Source organism: Allocoleopsis franciscana PCC 7113 (assembly GCF_000317515.1).
Classification (GTDB): Bacteria; Cyanobacteriota; Cyanobacteriia; order Cyanobacteriales; family Coleofasciculaceae; genus Allocoleopsis; species Allocoleopsis franciscana.
In genome coordinates, this window is record NC_019738.1 from 2,115,950 (window position 1) to 2,134,744 (window position 18,795).

Below are 18,795 nucleotides of genomic sequence, written 5' to 3' on the forward strand. Positions count from 1 at the left end.
CGCAGGTAGGCATAACTAAACACAACTTCTCAGGTTTGTTGCATCGACCTACCTAATTTCTTTTATAGACGGTTGACCCACTGAATTTAACATTTAATTGATCAGCTCCAGCCTATTTTAAGACTCCTGAGACGAGTTACCCTCCACAACATCAGACTTTGGTAGTGATTGTAGCGCCCATTCCATTTGACGGAGAATTCCTCGGAGCATCGACACTTCCTCTGAGGTTGGCGTTGCTCGATTCAACAGCCGCCGGAATTTTTCCAAGCGGGATTGAGCCGTATGGGGATAAAGATAACCGATTTTTAACAATACCGTTTCCAGGTGTTCATAGTAACCTTCCAAAACGTCTAATGGAGCCGTTTCGCCTGTCTGGGGTGGGGGGACTCGATTCAGAATGTGGGCTGGTGAGGATAATGTTTGAGTACTTTGGTAAAGTTCGTAACAGCAAATCGCAACAGCTTGTGCCAAGTTTAACGAAGCATATTCGGAACTAGAAGGAATCCCCACAAATCGCTGGGCATAGTTGAGTTCAACATTGCTCAATCCACGGTCTTCGCGACCAAAAATTAAGGCCGAAGTGATACCTGGTTCTAATAACCAAGGAAGTGCTGTTCTAGGGGGTTCGAGTGGCGTGGGTAGGGCACGGCTACGGGCTGTGGTGGCGATCGCACGTTGACACCCCTTTAAGGCATCTGGTAACGTTGGCACTTGCTGGGCAGCGTCCAAAATATCCCTGCCATGAACCGCCATCTGCCGTGCCTCGATTCCGAAGGGATCGCACTGAGGATTGACTAACACCAATTGATGCAGTCCCATATTCTTCATCACCCGCGCCACAGAACCCACATTCAACGGACCAGCTGGCTCGACTAAGATAATTTTGACGTTGTCTAACTTCATTTCAGGTTCTCCCCCATCCGGATTGGAGGATGTCATCCTTTGTCACTCCCTTAGCTAAGTCAGCTACTGAGCCGAGTTGATTGGCTTCCAACATTTACATCGTTCTTTACAAATTGATTAACAGTTTTTTACAATTAGACCAGTCATTTTACCGCCAACTTAGCATGGCACGCCAGCGTTCCAAATCTGACTTGCCTCAAAAAACTTGTCTCGTCTGCGGACTTCCCTTCACTTGGCGCAAAAAATGGGCGGATTGTTGGGATGAGGTGAAATACTGCTCAGAACGCTGTCGCCGACGTAAGTCCAAAGCCAGTTAAGGTCATTCCTCAAAAGAGGCTGCAAAGCCTCTTGAAACAAGAAATAGGGCAATATGACAGCCTCGCCCAACGAATACTTTGCGATTAAAGTAAAAATCTCAACCTTTCAATGGATCACAGTCAAGACATAACAGATGCAACCTAAACTTATTATTCACGGCGGTGCTGGTAGTTCTCTTAAAGGCAAAGCGGGAGCTGATGTTGTCCGCAAGTCGCTCTATAAAGTTATTGAAGAGGTTTACTCTTTATTGTTAACGGGTGCTGATGCCACAGAGGCGGTGGTACTCGGCTGCCAATTGCTGGAGGATGACCCTCGCTTTAATGCAGGAACGGGTTCAGTGCTGCAATCGGATGGGCAAATCCGCATGAGTGCGTCGTTGATGCAGGGGAGTGTCCAGCGATTTAGTGGGGTGATTAATGTCTCACGAGTCCAAAATCCCATTAACCTGGCAGAATTCTTGCAAAGCTCCCCCGATCGCGTACTCTCGGATTATGGGTCAGGTGAATTGATGCGAGAACTCAATACTCCTACTTATAATCCCCTAACTGATCTCCGATTGCAGGAGTGGATGCTAGAACGGCAGGGCAATTTTGAGAAGGAGATGGCAGGAGTTGTTGCCGAAAAAGAACTGGTGACAGCTTCGGAAGATGGACGCGGCACCATTGGGGTTGTAGTTTTAGATAGTCAGGGGCGTCTGGCGGTGGGGACATCGACGGGTGGCAAAGGCTTTGAACGGATTGGTCGCGTCAGTGATTCGGCAATGCCTGCGGGCAATTACGCCTCCCGCCATGCCGCAGTAAGCTGTACAGGGATTGGGGAAGACATCATTGATGAGTGTTTGGCAGCGAGGATTGTAGTGCGCGTCACCGATGGGTTATCCCTGGTTGAGGCGATGCAGCGTTCGTTTACAGAAGCCAAAGAACACGGGCGAGATTTTGCGGCGATCTCACTGGATGCAACAGGTGCGATCGCCTGGGGTAAAACCAGTCAAGTTCTGCTTGCTGCCTATCATGATGGCAATCAAATTGGAGACACCTTGGAATGGCAAAATGAGGAACTCATCGGTTTTGTGTCTTAGGGTTTATCAATAAAGATTAAAGAATCCCTGCCTTCAGAGGGTGGGGATTTTTGTTGAGAGTGCATTACGATTAACTATCAACAGATTGATCGCTCTTTAAGCTAATAATTCATCTACTGAAATACTAAAACCCAATAAAATTTTCTGGGTATTCACCACCTCACCAGAAATAAAGATTTGCCTAGAGTTTTCAGTCGCCACAATAATCCATCGATTCTCTGGATAAATTAGCCATACTTCTTCACCACCTGACTGTAAATATTCTTGGGCTTTAGCAATAACATCTTCAGCCAAATCTGTAGGTGAAACAATCTCGGCACTCAAGGGAAAACTCTGGGGAAGTACTTTCGCATCGCCGTACTGTGTGACTAATTCAGGAGTGAGATAGGCAACATCAGGAAAGCGTCCCTGCTTATTAGTTCGGCAGGGGACATCGGTATAAACTTCTCCTCCCTGTCCACTGGAGTCTTTATAACTTCTCCAATAGAAGTATAGATTTCCCTGTACTTTACTATGCTTGAGCGTCATGCCAGTTTTTTCTACTAATTCCCCATTGACCCATTCGGTACTATCTGGGGGGTTTTGCATCCAATCTTCTAAAGAGGAGATTTTAGGGCTATTTGAGAGAATTTCAGTCGCTACCATTGCAAGCAATTTCTTCCTAGCTTTGATTCAACTTTAGCGCGATCGCACTATTAGAACAGTAATGCACAAGAAAGCTTTCAACCTTAATCGCTAGTCTGAGCAGATTGAGATTGATTTCGTTAAAGTAATCCATTCTAACTCGCTCATCTTGACAATTGTGAAAATTAAGGATAAAGCCTGTATCAGAGGATGCAAAAGGGTTGCAATGATTAGCTTCTGAATAGGGCGACTGACAAAAAGACGCTCAACATTCTCAGGACTTACGCCCTCTTGCTGATGGCAAGGCGATCGCCCCCCGACAAAATAATAATCAGGGTAGCAGCGTTGGATTGGGGGTCGTAGTACTTGAAAATCAAAGCATTGGGTCGGCGTCAATTGCTGTTACAAGGCTGTGCCATACTCTCCACAACGCTGCTCCTAAAAGCTTGCAACAGAAATTCTTCTTCTGCCATGGCTCCAACAAAGTCTACTTCTGGAGATAAGTCCTTGTCTTTAAATTTCATCTCAGTTCCTCCGGCAAAAGGTCAATCACCCGTCGGGTTGGTTGTTTGCTTACATGGCTTTACAGGCAACTCCCAACAGTTGGCACCTTTTGCACCCATGTTCGCTCTTCCCGAATACCAGTTTCTGTTCCCTGATGCTCCTTACTCCAGTCCCTATGGCGGTAGGATGTGGTACAACCTACGAAGTCGTGATGATCAAGGCTTAACGGCGAGTCGGCAGCAGCTGACAGACTGGCTGAAGTCTCTAGAGAGTAGCACTGGGGTTCCCCTGTCGCGCACGGTGTTAGCCGGATTTTCTCAAGGTGGTGCAATGACGCTGGAAGTGGGTCTAACGTTGCCTTTGGCAGGGTTAGTGTGTATCAGTGGCTATCTGCACTCCAAGCCGACCCCTATATCTGGAAAATCCTTCCCACCCGTCTTAATTGTGCATGGTAGACAAGACCCAATGGTGCCATTGAGTTCCGCTCAAAGTGCCAGAGAAGCTCTAAAAGCAGTAGGTGTAAGCGTAGAGTATCAAGAATTTGACATGGGACATATTGTGATACCCGCCGTTTTCGGTGTAATGCGAAATTTTGTAATGGATACTGTTCAGGCTAGCCAAGTCAGGCATTAACCTAGAGGTGCGATCGCCCTAAGTACAGCGCAATTCATTAACTCGTCACGGAAGTCCCTCCTGAGATAACCGAGTCAGCCATTGATTGCTCAGGCGAAATCCGTTTGGGGATGCGATGAGGTTTGATCGCCTTTGTTTCCCATCCCTCTTTCACCCATCTCTACGGATTTCCTCCCCTAAGTTATGGCGTCAACCACCTTTCATCTCCACCACACCCGTGCTAACCTGTTGAGAATTGTTACACTGATACACGCGTATCACTTAAACCTCAGCTCTCCCAGCGCCTATGGTGCATATCAAGCGCGTGGAACTCACGAACTTTAAATCCTTTGGCGGCACGACATCCATTCCCTTGCTGCCAGGATTTACAGTGGTTTCCGGGCCAAATGGGTCAGGTAAGTCAAATATCCTAGATGCCCTACTTTTTTGCCTTGGTCTTGCCAGTTCCAAGGGAATGCGTGCTGAACGCCTTCCCGATCTAGTTAATCACGATAAAGAGCGTCGGGGTACCGTTGAAGCTAGCGTTACCGCCACATTTGATTTATCCGATGCACCCGATGCCCTCTTAGACGACGAAGAAGAGAACGACGACGTAGGGGCGGTGCCCCCGTACCCGCACCAGAATCAGGAAAATCCCGAATCAGACTCTTGTGAACCTCTCGATCCCCCCCAACCCCCCACCCCCCCGCCTACGGCACCCCCCCTTACTAAGGGGGGGACACAAGGGGGGTTAGAGTGGAGTGTGACGCGACGGCTAAGAGTAACCCAGCAAGGCACCTACACCTCGAATTACTACATCAACGGCGAATCTTGCACCCTCACTGAACTTCACGAACAGCTCAACCGTCTGCGAGTGTATCCAGAAGGTTACAACGTAGTGTTGCAAGGGGATGTTACCAGTATCATTTCCATGAACTCACGGGAGCGTCGGGAGATTATTGACGAGTTAGCGGGTGTTGCTGCGTTTGATCGCAAAATTGTCCAAACCAAAGAAACTTTAGCTCAAGTCAAAGAGCGAGAAGACGATTGTCGCATCATAGAACAAGAACTGGTAGCTCAGCGCGATCGCCTCGCTTCAGATCGCCTCAAAGCCGAGAAATACCAAAAGCTACGAGCTGATCTCCTAGAAAAGCAGCAGTGGGAAGCCGTCCTCAAATGGCGCTTTCTGCAACAACAAGAGGGGAAGCTTCGGGAGCAAATTGAAGCAGGCGACCGAGAAGAAGCTCAACTTACTTCCCAGCTTACCGCCCTAGAAGCAGAAATCCGCCAAACCACAGGCGAACTCGACCAACTCAACAGCCGTGTCAAAGCCTTGGGAGAAGAGGAACAGATTGCTGTTGCTTCTACCCTCGCCACCCAAGAAGCCGAACGGCGTCAGCTACAAAATCGACAACAGGAACTCGCCGAAAACATAGAGCAAACTGAACGTCGCCTCAAACGGACACAGGAGGAGATTCAGCAATACGAGCAAACCCTGCAACAACTCAACGAGCAAAAACATCATGTAGAAACCCAAGATTTAGAGGCTCTACGTACCGCACGGGATGAGGTGCAACACAGCCTGAACCAAAGTCGGGAAGAAGCCAATGCGATCGCCTCAGCCTCCGAAGTCTGGGTACAGCAACAAACGGTACTCAACCGCCAAATCGAAACATTACTCCAAACCATTGACCCCCAACGTACCGAGCAAGCTCAACTCCAAGAACGCCATAATCAGCTCAGCCGTCAAATCGAAGAACAAACCCAACTCTTACAAACTTTAGAGCCAGAAATTACCACAAAACAGGCTCAATCCACCGATTTAGAAACTCAGTTAGCCAGTTTTTCTCAACAAGCTCAAACCCTCGCCCAATCCCTCGTTACCGCTGAACAAGAACTGCAAATTCAGCAGCAGACTCAAACTCGCCTCTTAGCTGAACAACGGGAAAAACAACGCCAACTCGATAAACTCGAAGCCCAAGCCCAAGCCCAACAAGAAGCTCAAGGCACCTACGCCACCAAAGTTATTTTACACAGTGACTTACCCGGTGTTTGTGGCTTAGTTGCCCAACTTGGTCGCGTCGAACCCCGCTATCAGTTAGCCTTAGAAACGGCGGCAGGTGCGCGTTTGGGAAATTTGGTGGTTGAAGATGATGGTGTGGCGGCGGCTGGGATTGAGCTGCTCAAACAAAAACGAGCCGGTCGAGCGACATTCTTACCCCTGAATAAAATCCAGGCTCCTCGATTCACGGAAACGGCTGCTCTGCGTTATGTGAACGGCTTCATCGATTACGCGGTTCACCTGATTGACTGCGATCCTCGCTACAGGGACATTTTCGCCTATGTGTTCGGGAATACAGTCGTGTTTGAAACCCTCAACACCGCTCGTCCTTATCTAGGAAAACACCGCATTGTTACCTTAGAAGGGGAAATTCTGGAAATGAGTGGTGCGATGACGGGTGGGAGTAGTAGCCATCGTTCTGAATTACACTTTGGCACCAGCGATGCCACAGAATCCGCAGAAGTGGCGCTGTTGAGAAACCGTCTCCAAGATATCGAGCAGATTCTATCGCGTTGTGGCGAGTTGATTCATCAGGGAGTAGCCAGGGTGAAACAACTGACGCAAGAACTGACAGAAGCCAAGGCGAAACGCTCGGAAACTCAATTGCGATTGGAACAGTTAAATAAAGAGATTAAGAGTTTAACGGCTCAGTTGGAACAAGTGCGATCGCTTCTGGCGAAAAATACTCATGAACTATCTACAGCGAGCGATCGCCTCCAAGCTCTCAGCCTCAATTTACCGACTCAAGAAGCTCAACTCGTGGAATTACGCCAACAGTTGGCACAGTTAGAGCAATCTCAAACGCCTAACGAATGGCAACAAATTCAGGGCATGATCAAAGGCTGGGAAGCGCAGTTAAGTGAGCGTGAACAAGCACTTCGAGCCGCAGAAAAACAGCTTCTGGACTTAGACAGTCAGCAGCAGCGTACCAAGGAAAAAATTACCGAAGGCTATCGACAGGTAGCCGAATACCAAACCCAACACCAGTCTGTGCAGGAACAGCTTGCAGCCATCAGCCATCAGTTGGTAGGGATGAATGAAGCTATTACGAAAACACAAGGTACGTTAACCCAGTTGGAGCAGCAATTAGGGGAAGTGAAACAGGAACGCGATCGCGTCGAGCAACACTTGCGAGAACGGCACCTTTTCCAACAACAGCAATCCTGGCAACGGCAAAAACTCCAAGAAACTCAAGTCGCACGACGCGAGGAACTGAGCAGCTTACAAGCTCAACTTCAACTCCAACAAACCGAGTTACCCGATCCCCTGCCAGAGTTACCCGAACATTGGCAAACGGAAACCCCCAATCTGCGAACTCCTGACCTTCCCAGCCTACTCGAACACCTGCAAAAAGAAATACGGAATGCTCAAAAACGCCTCCAGGCGATGGAACCCGTGAATATGCTGGCGTTAGAAGAATACGATCGCACCCAAAATCGCTTATCTGAACTCTCTGAGAAACTCGCCACCCTAGAGGCTGAGCGTACCGAACTTCTGCTGAGAATCGAAAACTTCACCACTCTGAGATTTCGTGCCTTCAAAGAAGCTTTTGATGCCATTAACGAGAACTTTCAAAGCATCTTTGCCGAACTCTCGGACGGCGATGGTTATCTACAGTTGGATGACCCCGAAGACCCCTTTAACGGTGGACTTAATCTGGTCGCTCATCCTAAAGGCAAACCCGTACAGCGTCTGGCTTCCATGTCAGGGGGCGAAAAGTCCCTCACGGCTCTCAGTTTTATCTTCGCGCTGCAACGTTACCGTCCTTCGCCGTTTTACGCCTTTGACGAAGTTGATATGTTCCTCGATGGGGCAAATGTCGAGCGATTAGCTAGAATGATCAAACAACAGGCTATGCTAGCCCAGTTTATTGTGGTGAGTTTACGCCGACCGATGATTGAGTCTTCGGAGCGCACGATTGGTGTCACGCAGGCTAGAGGAGCGTATACTCAAGTGTTAGGACTAAAATTACCGCCTAAAAGCGCCATTCGATAGATAAAAACTTCCGGATTTAGCGTTCAATATTATTGATATTCCAGCAGGAGTCGAGAGCAGGATCACAAGAAATAATGACAACTGAACAAAATCGTCAACGCTCCGATATTTTAAATACTCAGGTCGTCACGATCGACACCGCTAAGCGACTTGGAGTCGTTAAAGAGCTATTAGTAGATATTGATCGGCGCGAGGTTGTAGCACTGGGTTTACGAGACAATCTGCTGGCGCTCGCTGGGATGCCACGTTACATGCTCTTGAGTAGCATTCGACGGGTTGGGGACACCATTCTCGTCGATGATGAAGATGTGATCGAAGATGTTGAGGTGGAAGCCTACAGCACCCTGATCAATAGCGAAGTGATTACCGAAACCGGTGAACTGCTAGGACGGGTAAGGGACTTCAAATTCAACATTGAAGACGCCAAGGTGAGTTCTCTGATCATTGCCTCGATTGGGTTGCCACAAATCCCTGACCAGGTGATCAGTACCTATGAACTGCCGATTGATGAAATTGTCAGCAGTGGCCCGAATCGCTTGATTGTGTTTGAAGGAGCTGAAGAACGCCTGGTTCAATTGACCGTAGGCGTTTTAGAACGTTTGGGGATTGGCAGACCCCCTTGGGAGCGGGAAGAAGAGGAAACTTACTATACCCCTGTTACCCGACCCGAAAATCAATTAGGAACTGGGATTCCCGTTCGTACACCGATTGCTCAGCCGATCCAGACGGTTACACCGGTCGAAGAGCGGTGGGACGATGACGATTGGCGAGAAGAACCCGAACCAGAGCCTATCCCTCTACGCCGAGAAGCACCACCGCCGAAGTACGCCAAGCAAGAATTAGAACAAGACAACTGGGGTGATGATGAATGGGATGATGCTCCCGGTCGGTCTACCCAGTACCAAAAACCAGCGTATACTGAGCCTCCACGTTATGAACGGGAACGGGATTACGCAGATGATTATGATGATTATGAGGTAGAGGGTGATGCTTGGGATGACGAGGTAGATTCTGAACCTTACCAAGCTCCACGCATCAATATCCCTGAAAAAACCAAAGCTCCCGAATACGAAGAGGAAGCTGGGTACTAAGATAAGGGGTTGAAGGTTAGCCGATTAAAACCTTCAACCTTAATTATTGGTTATTGATAGTTAAATTCCCAGCCATCACCATCGGGCCAGCCGGTGTGGTCGGCTCAGGCGTTACTTCTACCGTAATGGCTAACGCCGTGACCTCAAAGTCAGAAGGTCGATAAAGCTTGACAAAAACGGTTCCTTGCTTATTGGTTCTAAACTGTCCCCAAGGGATTTTTTCGTCGTTTTGCACAGACCAAAGCTGATAAAACTCACCCGGCGGTAAGACGGGAAGGTTCTGTAAGATGAGAACCGCTTGAGATTCGCTGGGTGTCATCAGCATACTGCCAGTTGCCGCAGAAGCCTGAGCCATCCCTTTGAGCGGAACCACATGGGTATCCGGCTTTTGTAGCAGGGCAATCACATCTTTTTGCCGAGCGACCTTAGCCTGCATGGTCGTGAACTTGAGTCTAATTCGGTAGTTATCGAAACCCAGAATTAACGCCAAGAGAACCACCGCGCCACCAATCAGACGACTCCAGAACAGTGGAGAACGCATGAGTTGTTTCCAGCGTCTGGGTTTAGCAGTAATCAACGCCGCCGTTGGATCAGGCGAGGTCGTATTTAAGATCGCCTGACGCAGGTGTTGGGGTGGTTCTACTTCAGGTAAAGCGTAAGGCAAGACTTCTAGGACTTCCTGCAATTGCTGCACTTCAGTCGCTAGTTCAGGGTGTTCGGTCAACAGCTGATTTAACTCCTCAGCTTCTTCAGAACTGAGATTGCCGAGGACGTAACCTGCCATCAATTCTTCTAATCGTTCCGGAAGTAGAGGCCCAGTCATAGGTACAACAACTTATTCAATAAAGTCTCGTAAGTTTTTTCTCAAGTTCAATAGACCTTGGCGAGACCAAGTTTTGATCGTTCCCAGCGGTATACCCAGTTGAGCGGCAATTTCGGATTGGCTCAATCCCTCGTAATAAGCCATTTCTAACACCTGCCGCTGTTTTTCGGGCAGTTGGGTCAAGGCTTGACGGACTTGGTGCGATCGCTGACTTAAAGCCGCCGACTCGAAAGGCGTGAGAGAAGATGTTTCATTAACCATCATCTGACTCCATCGCTGGATAAATTTCAAGTTGCTACCACGGGAGCGAATTTTATCAATCGCCCGCGAACGAGTCAGAGTTGTCAAAAAGCTGCTCAAAGAGCCACGAGACGGATTATAAGAGCCACTACGCCAAAGATTTAGAAAAATCTCTTGGGTCAAATCTTCTGCCTCTTGAGGATTGGTCAATATCCTCAATGCTAATCGGTAGACGAGACTGGCATAACGATCATAGAGAATGCCTAAGGCTGAGGACTGACCGGCTTTGAGCGCCTGAATTAACTCTTCATCACTTTGAAGATCATGGCAGTCCTCTGGGGTTCCAATACCTTTAAGATCCGTTGGCTTCTCATAGAACAGACCTGAACCCATCATTTTCGAGTAGATTCCACTCATGGCAACAAGCGCATCTCTAGAAAAACCGAATCTCATTTTAATTAAGTACGGCTCCCAGAGCGAATTGGATGTATATTGATCAAATTTTTCACCTATCCCTAAGCTATTTCAGGAAATTGTAATCCAAAACAGTGGCGCATCCGTATTAAAAGAAGAACCCCCACCAGCCGTGAGTTGGTGAAGGTGTGAAACAAGACTCTACTAAAGGTTGGAATGAGGACTATGAACTGGAAAGTACTGTGCGTCATCGCTGGTTTGGCTCTAACGACAACTCTGTCTGCTTGCTCTAACTCGTCTACTCCTGAAGCTACCCCTGAGAATTCCCCAGCGGCTGAAGTCTCTCCGGCAACTGAAGTCTCCCCGGCTGGTGGTACCGCTACCGAAAAAAGCGATACAACCAAGACAGATGACGCCATGAAGAAAGATGCGAAATCCACTACAGGCGACGCCATGAACAAAGAGGATGCTACCAAGACAGGCGACGCCGTGAAGGAAGATGAGAAATCCACCACAGGTAAAACCGAGAACAAAGAGGATGCTACCAAGAAAGAAGACAGCGCAAAACCCTAGTCAGCTCTGGTAGCTACCTAAGTCCGACAAGAGCCTCTAGCATAGTTATTTAGAGGCTTGACAAAAATTATAGTCTGATTTTAAAAGCCATCTGATTCCACTTCAGGTAAACGCTGCCCAATCCAAAAGGTTGGGCAGTTGTTGTATGGTATGACAATAACAGTCTTCTGCGAGAAGACTTAATCGATCAGACACAGACAGTGGTTAAACTACTGGTGCAAGAGGTAAGTCATCTAAAAATAATTAATATTGCGAATTAGCCCTCTTACTCATCAAGCACTATGGATTCCCCTATTCCCTCTCAAGCCTCTCAATTTCGACCTTGGCCAAATCAAGCCATTTTGGTCAAAATATTTCACTGGGTGAATCTAATTAGCCTCTGTTTGATGATGACCAGTGGACTCCAAATTTACAACGCTAACCCCGTTTTTGGTGGACGTGCAGGTTGGCATTTTCCCCCCATATTTTTGTTAGGAGGTTGGCTAGCGGGTGGTCGGCATTGGCATTTTGCGGCGATGTGGATATTCTCGCTGAATTTACTGGGATATGGTCTTTATATTGTCATCACCCGACGTTGGAAACATCGCTTTTTAGGGTCTAATGACCTGAAGGCATTGCAAAATAGTAACAATAAAAAACGTGTTACTTATGCTTGGCATCGATTGGCTTACACTATCATTATTCCCATTTTATTATTAGCTATTTTGAGCGGACTGGGGATGTATAAACCCGCCCAATTACACTGGATTGTTGACTTTTTTGGAAGTTGGCAAGCACTGAGAATTGTTCACTTCACCTCAGTCCCTATCGTCGTTATCTTTGCCCTTATTCACTCCTTACTCGGTCTTAAGGTGGGGGGACAACGCCTTCTGGAATCCATATTTTGGTAGAAATTTCCTATGAATTTAATTCAAGTCCCTCGCCGTTCTTTCTCACGCCGCCAATTTCTTCAGTTATCTGGACTTTCCAGTATGGGTCTAGTTTTGGGGGGGTGTGCGTCATCTCTGTTTGAAGATTTAGTGGGTAAAACGGTTGAACCCCTTAACCAAAGTGTTGAAACTTTATTACTCAATCCTCAAAAACCCGTCCCTGAATTTCCAGCGAGTGCGATCGAGCCAAATGCCCTAATTGTTAATACCTTTGACTTTACACCCAAAATTGATGTTAATACATTTCATCTAACGATTGACGGTGAGGTGAATAATCCGATTAGCGTGAGTATGGAACAAATCCAGCAACTGCCTCTAACTGCCATGACGATTCGTCATGTTTGTGTTGAAGGTTGGGCTGCAATTGTGCAGTGGGGTGGGGTACGATTACGGGAATTAGTTACCCTTGCCCAACCCAAAGCGGATGTCAAATATATTTACTTTCAGTCAGCGGATGGGTACTACGAAAGCTGGGATATTGCTTCGGCTTTGCACCCACAAACATTGATGGCGTATCAGAAAAACAGTCAGCCGTTAAGTATTGATAATGGTGCGCCTCTGCGTCTTGCTTCTCCGATCAAATTGGGTTACAAGCAGAGTAAATGGGTGACTCGTATTACCTTAGTGAGTCATTTGTTTCCCCGTAGGGGTTATTGGGAAGATCAGGGTTATGAATGGTTTGCGGGGTTGTGACAAGGAACGATGAATATTCCATCGTGACAAGTCCACGGGTTACTTATTTCTTCAGTAACAAATAATACAATTGTCCATCAGCAACCGTTACCCCAGCCCGATCACCTGCTTCTTCACCCGTTCCTAAAAAATAATCCACACGACCTGGCCCTTTAATCGCCCCTCCTGTATCTTGGTCGAGTACGTAGCGGCTGACAGTCCGAAAATCCATGCCGCCTTTGGCATTCTTAAACGGAAAAGGAGCACGAATCAGCGCAAGTGCACCCGGTGGCATCAAAGATTTATCCGTGGCAATAGAACGCGATGCCGTTAGAGGTACGCTAATACTCCCCATTGCAGGTTCACCATGATTTTCTTGGAAAAACACAAAGCTTTTGTCACGCGGGATATAAATATTCAGTTCCGCAGGATTATCCTGAAAATACTGAAGTATTTTTGGCATCGTCATCCCTTCTAAAGGTAATTTGCCATCATCTGCCAGCGCCCGCCCGATGCTGCTATAGTTGTAAGCCGTATGTCCCGCATAGCCTACCGTGGTTTGTTTCCCATCCGGTAGAACCAGTCGCGCAGAACCTTGAATGTGAATCATGTAAGCTTGGAGGCGATCGCGCAACCAAAATAATTCCAATCCCCGCAATTTACCCTTGGAACTTTGCAACCCATCCTTACCTTCGAGTTGTTCACGAGTGGGGTGAGGTTTAGGCCAAGCCTCTAAATTTGAAGGTCGTCGATAGAGGGGATAGCGATATTCTGGTGTCGGCACACGACTAGCGGCATAAACCGGTTCATAATAGGCAGTGAACAATACATTCCCCAAACCGTCTTTGCCAACGGATTGGTAAAACACAAATTCCCGCTTTACAGCCGCCTCTAGTTGTTCCGGGGAACGTGATGCAAGTACCAGTTGCCGAAAGCGGACAAGGCTGCGATAAACCCGTTCGCGAGTCACCCCAGACACTCGATATTTCTGGTATGCCGCCGCCGCCGTACTACTTTGCAGGTAACGCAGACTTTGAGCCATCGCGGCTAAAAGCGCCGGCTTGTCTCCAGACTGACCCAACTCTCCCCAAAGCTGCTCATCAACACCTAAATTCTGGGTAGAGCAAGGTGGGAAGGAGATTGCCGCTTTTTTGGGTCGCACCGGTGCCCGAAAGCGGTCTTGGTCAGACATAGGCTGATAGTCATTTTGGAACCAGTTGGGAGAGGAGGAGAGTAACAGACAAGGAAGAGTAGACACTTCTGTTAAAGAAGAAGTCGCGACTTTCCCCTGTTGCAAAGCCTCATCTTTATCTCTAGATGATGGAAAGAGAGTGTAGAGAATGATCCCAATCCCGACTCCCAGACTGAGAGTGTAGCAAATAAGAGTTCGTTTCATACGTCAATTCTGTGCAGTTCATCGACCATCAATCATGGGTAGAATTCTTTCCCTATTCGGTTTTCCCTCGCTCATTACCTATTACCCATTACCCATTACCAATTACCCCTTTTCAATTTTTCCTGACGCATAGAGCGATATGCCGAAGACAGTAACAGATAGATGCACCCTGATGACTGTCCGAGAGCGGTTTTCGCTCTCGGTTTTTTTATGGGTTGGCAACATCAACGGCCCCTAATGCTTTCAAATTCGCGATCGCAACTTCTGTTAACCCTGTTACGCGTGTAATATTCATCCCCTCGTAGGGGCGATGGCTTCTGAGTGTCTTGAGGCACTCACCCGTTTGAACATCCCATATCTTAATCGCGTCATCTCGGCTGCCGCTAGCTAACCTGTGACCATTGGGACTAAACGCGACAGAAAATAACCCCTGATCATGACCTTGCAAGAGGTTGAGGCATTCCCCTGTTGAGGCATCCCATAACCTCACATTCTGATCCGTGCCGACACTGGCTAATGTCCGATTATTGGGACTAAACGCAATCGACCAGATGCCATACCCATGAGTATCCTCTTGCCAACCTCTGAGACACTCACCCGTTTGAACATCCCAGATTTTGATGGTTTCATCAGAACAACCACTCGCTAGAATTTGCCCATCGGGACTCCAAGCCACGCATTGTATCCAACTAATATGTCCCTGCAAAACCATCAGGCATTCACCGGTTGCCACATGCCAAATTCTCACCGTGGTATCTTCAGAACCACTGGCTAGCATGGAACCATCGGGACTAAACGCCACCGAAAAAACGATATCGGCATGTCCTGTCCAAGTTTTCAGGCATTGTCCCGTATCAACATCCCATAATCGGATGGTGCGATCGCTACCTGTCGCTAAATATTGACCATCAGGACTAAAGGCAACTGACCACCCACCGCCATTTAATCCCTGTATCGTTCTTAAACATTGACCCGTCTCAATATCCCATAGCTTCACCGTCTGGCCATAACTGCCACTGGCTAAAATTCGATTTTTGGGACTAAAACTAACCGATAGTACAGCATTTAATAAAGTATCGCTGTGTCCTTGAAACGTCTTCAAGCATTGTCCTGTGGTCGTATCCCATAACTTCACACCCTGGTTATAGCTACTACTCGCTAAAATCTTACCGTCTGGACTCCAAGCCAGTGCCCGAATCCAACTACAACGTCCCTGTACAGTTCTCAAACAGCGACCGGTGGCGACATCCCAGAGTTTGACGGTTTGGTCGATGCTACTACTTGCCAGAATGTAACTATCGGGACTATTCCCCTGTCGTTGCGGTGCAAAAGCAACTGACCAAATCCAACTGATATGACCTTGCAAGGTTTTTAGACAATAACCTGTCGGAGTATCCCACAACTTAACTGTGTGATCCGTACTACCACTAGCCAGAAGTTGACCATCGGGACTAAACGCCACCGACCAAACCCAATTCGTATGACCGTGGCAGACTTGAATACAATCACCCGTCGCAACATCCCACATCCGAATCGTATGGTCTTGACTACCACTGGCAATTGTTTTGCCATCGGGACTAAACGCCACCGACCAAACCCAACGGGTGTGACCTCGGTAGACATGGAGACAACGACCTGTCGCTACATCCCATAACCTGACTTGGTGATCGATACTACCACTGATTAACCTTTTGCCATCGGGACTAAATGCCACTGACAACACAGACTGACTATCGTCGTGTAAAACGTGGAGGCATTGACCCGTTGTAATATCCCACAGTCTCACGGTGCTATCTACAGCGCCACTCGCGACCCTTTTCCCATCCGGACTAAAAACAACTGACCACACCCAAAGGTCGTGACCCGTCAGAACATTGAGGCATTGGCCTGTTGAGGCATCCCACAACCTCACGGTGTGGTCATAGCTAGCACTGGCTAAGGTCTTACCGTCGGGACTAAAGGCAACACAGAGGACTCCGCCCGCATGTCCCTGACAGTTCAACAGTCGTTGACCATCCACCACCTGCCACAGGCAGATATCCCCATTTGTATCACCCGTGGCTAAAATTTTCGCATCGGGGCTAAACGTGACGGATAAGACATTCTCTAAATTTTCTGCAAAAACGGATTTAGACAAGTCCGAGTAGGCAAAATTAACTTGGTGCAAATCAACATCGCATAGATAGGCTTGCCAAACGGTTAAATGAGAGAAATCTTGTCCTCTTAAATCAATTGGTAGTTGATTCATTAAATTCAGGGCATTACCCGCCGCATATCCCGTTTCAATCGGTGATTTTCCTCGTAATTGGTTGAGAAGTTGGCAAAGCTGATGTTGAATATTGCTTGGGGAACCCAGAAGATACAGTAATTGCTGAATCATCGGATTCAAAATTAGGCGAATCTGAGTTTCTCTGACATAATCTTTCGCTGTTGCTTTGATGAAAGCATAATCTTTAAACTGACGGATAGAAGACGAAGGATGGTTTTCAAGATAAGTGATAATTTCTTGGATAGAGTCTTCAATAAACTTTTCAGTCAGATACTCCATGACCACAGGTTGTAGAGTAAACAGTAACTGATTTTTTGCTAAAAATGCAGGTGTAGCCTTTTCAATCAGTGAACGCCTCAGCAGAGATTCTAAGGCTTCTAGTAACTTAGCTTGAGAACAAGGAGCGACAATATCTTCTCGCAATTCCGTAAGAGAAATAGGCTCCCGATTCAACGCTAACCAATACATGATTTGCATTTCTAAAGGGGATAACCGATGAAAATGCTGGTCAAGTAAATCGCGAATATCCCCAAAAACCGTGGTTCCTTGTTCTAAAAATTCTGATATACTGTTATTAAATAAATCTTGAATGGTTGTTGCTACAATCCTCAACGCTAAAGGATTACCAATGTAACGGTGAATCAAAACGTTCCAATCCGATTCGGAGCCATTAAAATGATTCTGGTAGCGAAAAATTTCTTGTCCTTCTACAACATTCAATCCCATTAATGGTAAAGAACGAACTGGAAGATGCCCCCCTTCAAGACAAGCAATTTCTTTAGGTTTTTCCCTGGCTGTTAATATTAGACAGCTTTGATGAGATGCTTCTCCTACCCGTCTCAGTAACTCGCCATACTCTTCATATCCATCTCGATAACGTCCCACATGAGCACCACTGTCTAGAATGGATTCAACATTATCTAGAATGAGGAGGCAACGCGAGGAACGCAAATAATCAATCAGTTGAGAAATCCGCTGATTCCTCTGTTCGGATAAATCCGTTTCTCCATCAGACAAACACTCAATCCAGTGAGCAAGAATTTCTGGGAGAGGGGGCGCATTCCGTAGCGATCGCCAAATCACAAATTCAAATTGATTCTGAATTTGTTCAGCGAGTTTCACCGACAAAGCGGTTTTGCCAATTCCCCCCATCCCCACCAAAGCAATCAGTCGGCATCGCTGCTGCAAAATCCAGTATTCTAATTTGGCAAGTTCATCTGTGCGTCCAAAAAAGACAGAAACATCAATCGCTTCTCCCCAACTACAGCGCGTTGGCAGAATCGTTGTCTGATTGGGTTGTTCGCGATTAGAATTTACCCTGTCATAATCACCATCAGCCAATTCTAGGTTAAAGGCTCTAAAGAAAAGAATCAGGGTTTGCTTATCCACCCCCTCTTCTCGCGCCAAAACCTTTGCCACGGTATAAGGTGCCAGTTGAGTGCGATCGCTGAGTTCCTCAAGAGTGTACCTTTCCCCCCCATTGTCCCCAAATTCAGCTTGAGCTCGTGCCTCTTGCAGCTTCTTAAAGCCAACAGAGGTAAGAACTACACCGCGTTTGCGTCTTTGCTTTTGCACAGCCATGCCTTGTTAAAGGTTAACTTCTATCGTGGCGGTACTTTTGCTAATTTTAAATAACAATCACTATTTTTTCTTAATTTTAAGGGGGAGGGGCAATTAATGATAGTACCAAAGCCGCATCATCAGGAATGAGCCAATCATCACTTGTAGGTTAATAGGAATTTCCAATAGATTGGTAACCGCTCAAGGTTATAAAAACAAATTCTTGTGCGATTTAATACAGCATCGAACACATCCTACCTTGAATTTCATCACTTCTCATGGCATCCTTAAAATCCCAGCAGTATCGTTTTTTAAAATATCGGCTTGCTCTGCTCATCAGTCTTTTAATTATTGTCCCTTTAGGTTACATGATTCGGTTTCATGGAGCTGCACCCGAATGGATGAATGACTTGTTTGGAAGTATAGCGTATGAAATTTTTTTGATTTTACTGGTGGCTCTCCTGTTCCCCAAAGCTTCTCCTCTTTGGACGGCGATCGGAGTCTGCTTGGCTACTTGTATGGTGGAGTTTCTTCAACTGTGGCATCCTCCATTTTTAGAAGCCATGCGAGCGACTTTACCCGGTCGTCTTGTCCTAGGAAACTCCTTTACTTGGTCAGATTTTCTTTCCTACTTTATCGGTAGCTTTTTCGGTTGGGCTTGGATGTGGGGGCTGCGCCAGCAAACTATAGTTCGATCAGGTGTACTTTAGTTAGTGTCCGATTTTTCTCTTA

At 47.1% G+C, this 18,795-nt stretch carries 15 protein-coding genes; 9 read left to right on the top strand and 6 right to left on the bottom strand.

Annotated features, from left to right (window positions below; all coding sequences use genetic code 11):
• Positions 1-117: 117 nt before the first annotated feature.
• Positions 118-939, bottom strand: coding sequence for an RNA methyltransferase (locus MIC7113_RS08820; RefSeq protein WP_015181824.1), 822 nt, complete (start codon positions 937-939; stop codon positions 118-120).
• A 128-nt stretch (positions 940-1,067) separates the two neighbouring features.
• On the opposite strand from MIC7113_RS08820, the gene MIC7113_RS34580 reads away from it, so the two are divergent.
• Both MIC7113_RS34580 and MIC7113_RS08825 read left to right on the top strand, forming a co-directional pair.
• Entirely contained in the window at positions 1,068-1,220 is a 153-nt protein-coding gene (locus tag MIC7113_RS34580) for a DUF2256 domain-containing protein (RefSeq protein ID WP_015181825.1), read from the top strand.
• A gap of 134 nt (positions 1,221-1,354) precedes the next feature.
• A complete protein-coding gene (locus MIC7113_RS08825) occupies positions 1,355-2,299 on the top strand; it encodes an isoaspartyl peptidase/L-asparaginase (RefSeq protein ID WP_015181826.1) in 945 nt (314 codons plus the stop codon).
• Positions 2,300-2,395: 96 nt separating this feature from the next.
• Here MIC7113_RS08825 and MIC7113_RS08830 read toward each other — a convergent pair whose 3' ends face one another.
• Positions 2,396-2,944, bottom strand: a complete 549-nt coding sequence (locus MIC7113_RS08830; protein ID WP_015181827.1) for a Uma2 family endonuclease — start codon at positions 2,942-2,944, stop codon at positions 2,396-2,398.
• A gap of 450 nt (positions 2,945-3,394) precedes the next feature.
• Here MIC7113_RS08830 and MIC7113_RS08835 point away from each other — a divergent pair, with 450 nt between their 5' ends.
• From MIC7113_RS08835 to MIC7113_RS08845, 3 genes are all read left to right on the top strand, one after another.
• Positions 3,395-4,060 (top strand): alpha/beta hydrolase, encoded by a 666-nt coding sequence (locus tag MIC7113_RS08835; protein WP_015181829.1) that lies wholly within the window; start codon positions 3,395-3,397, stop codon positions 4,058-4,060.
• 286 nt (positions 4,061-4,346) lie between these two features.
• A complete protein-coding gene (gene smc, locus MIC7113_RS08840; protein ID WP_015181830.1) occupies positions 4,347-8,096 on the top strand; it encodes a chromosome segregation protein SMC in 3,750 nt (1,249 codons plus the stop codon).
• 74 nt (positions 8,097-8,170) lie between these two features.
• The gene (locus tag MIC7113_RS08845) at positions 8,171-9,187 is read left to right on the top strand and encodes a PRC-barrel domain-containing protein (RefSeq protein ID WP_015181831.1); all 1,017 of its coding nucleotides are present in this window, start codon (positions 8,171-8,173) and stop codon (positions 9,185-9,187) included.
• Between the two features lie 43 nt (positions 9,188-9,230).
• Here the strand turns inward: MIC7113_RS08845 and MIC7113_RS08850 are convergent, their stop codons facing one another.
• Together MIC7113_RS08850 and MIC7113_RS08855 are read right to left on the bottom strand one after the other, a co-directional pair.
• On the bottom strand, positions 9,231-10,010 hold the full coding sequence (locus tag MIC7113_RS08850) for an anti-sigma factor (RefSeq protein WP_015181832.1): 780 nt from the start codon (positions 10,008-10,010) through the stop codon (positions 9,231-9,233).
• Positions 10,011-10,022: 12 nt separating this feature from the next.
• On the bottom strand, positions 10,023-10,667 hold the full coding sequence (locus tag MIC7113_RS08855) for a sigma-70 family RNA polymerase sigma factor (RefSeq protein WP_015181833.1): 645 nt from the start codon (positions 10,665-10,667) through the stop codon (positions 10,023-10,025).
• A gap of 222 nt (positions 10,668-10,889) precedes the next feature.
• Between MIC7113_RS08855 and MIC7113_RS08860 the strand changes: the two genes are divergently transcribed.
• From MIC7113_RS08860 to MIC7113_RS08870, 3 genes are all read left to right on the top strand, one after another.
• Positions 10,890-11,237 carry a hypothetical protein gene (locus MIC7113_RS08860; protein WP_015181834.1) on the top strand — a complete coding sequence of 116 codons (348 nt, stop codon included), beginning with the start codon at positions 10,890-10,892 and terminating at the stop codon, positions 11,235-11,237.
• Between the two features lie 281 nt (positions 11,238-11,518).
• On the top strand, positions 11,519-12,127 hold the full coding sequence (locus MIC7113_RS08865) for a cytochrome b/b6 domain-containing protein (protein ID WP_015181835.1): 609 nt from the start codon (positions 11,519-11,521) through the stop codon (positions 12,125-12,127).
• Between the two features lie 9 nt (positions 12,128-12,136).
• Entirely contained in the window at positions 12,137-12,859 is a 723-nt protein-coding gene (locus tag MIC7113_RS08870) for a molybdopterin-dependent oxidoreductase (RefSeq protein ID WP_015181836.1), read from the top strand.
• Positions 12,860-12,902: 43 nt separating this feature from the next.
• Here the strand turns inward: MIC7113_RS08870 and mltA are convergent, their stop codons facing one another.
• Together mltA and MIC7113_RS08880 are read right to left on the bottom strand one after the other, a co-directional pair.
• On the bottom strand, positions 12,903-14,234 hold the full coding sequence (gene mltA / locus MIC7113_RS08875) for a murein transglycosylase A (RefSeq protein ID WP_015181837.1): 1,332 nt from the start codon (positions 14,232-14,234) through the stop codon (positions 12,903-12,905).
• Between the two features lie 208 nt (positions 14,235-14,442).
• Positions 14,443-18,084, bottom strand: a complete 3,642-nt coding sequence (locus MIC7113_RS08880; RefSeq protein WP_015181838.1) for an NACHT and WD40 repeat domain-containing protein — start codon at positions 18,082-18,084, stop codon at positions 14,443-14,445.
• Between the two features lie 257 nt (positions 18,085-18,341).
• Here MIC7113_RS08880 and MIC7113_RS08885 point away from each other — a divergent pair, with 257 nt between their 5' ends.
• Positions 18,342-18,773, top strand: coding sequence for a ribosomal maturation YjgA family protein (locus MIC7113_RS08885; protein ID WP_015181839.1), 432 nt, complete (start codon positions 18,342-18,344; stop codon positions 18,771-18,773).
• Positions 18,774-18,795 lie beyond the last annotated feature (22 nt).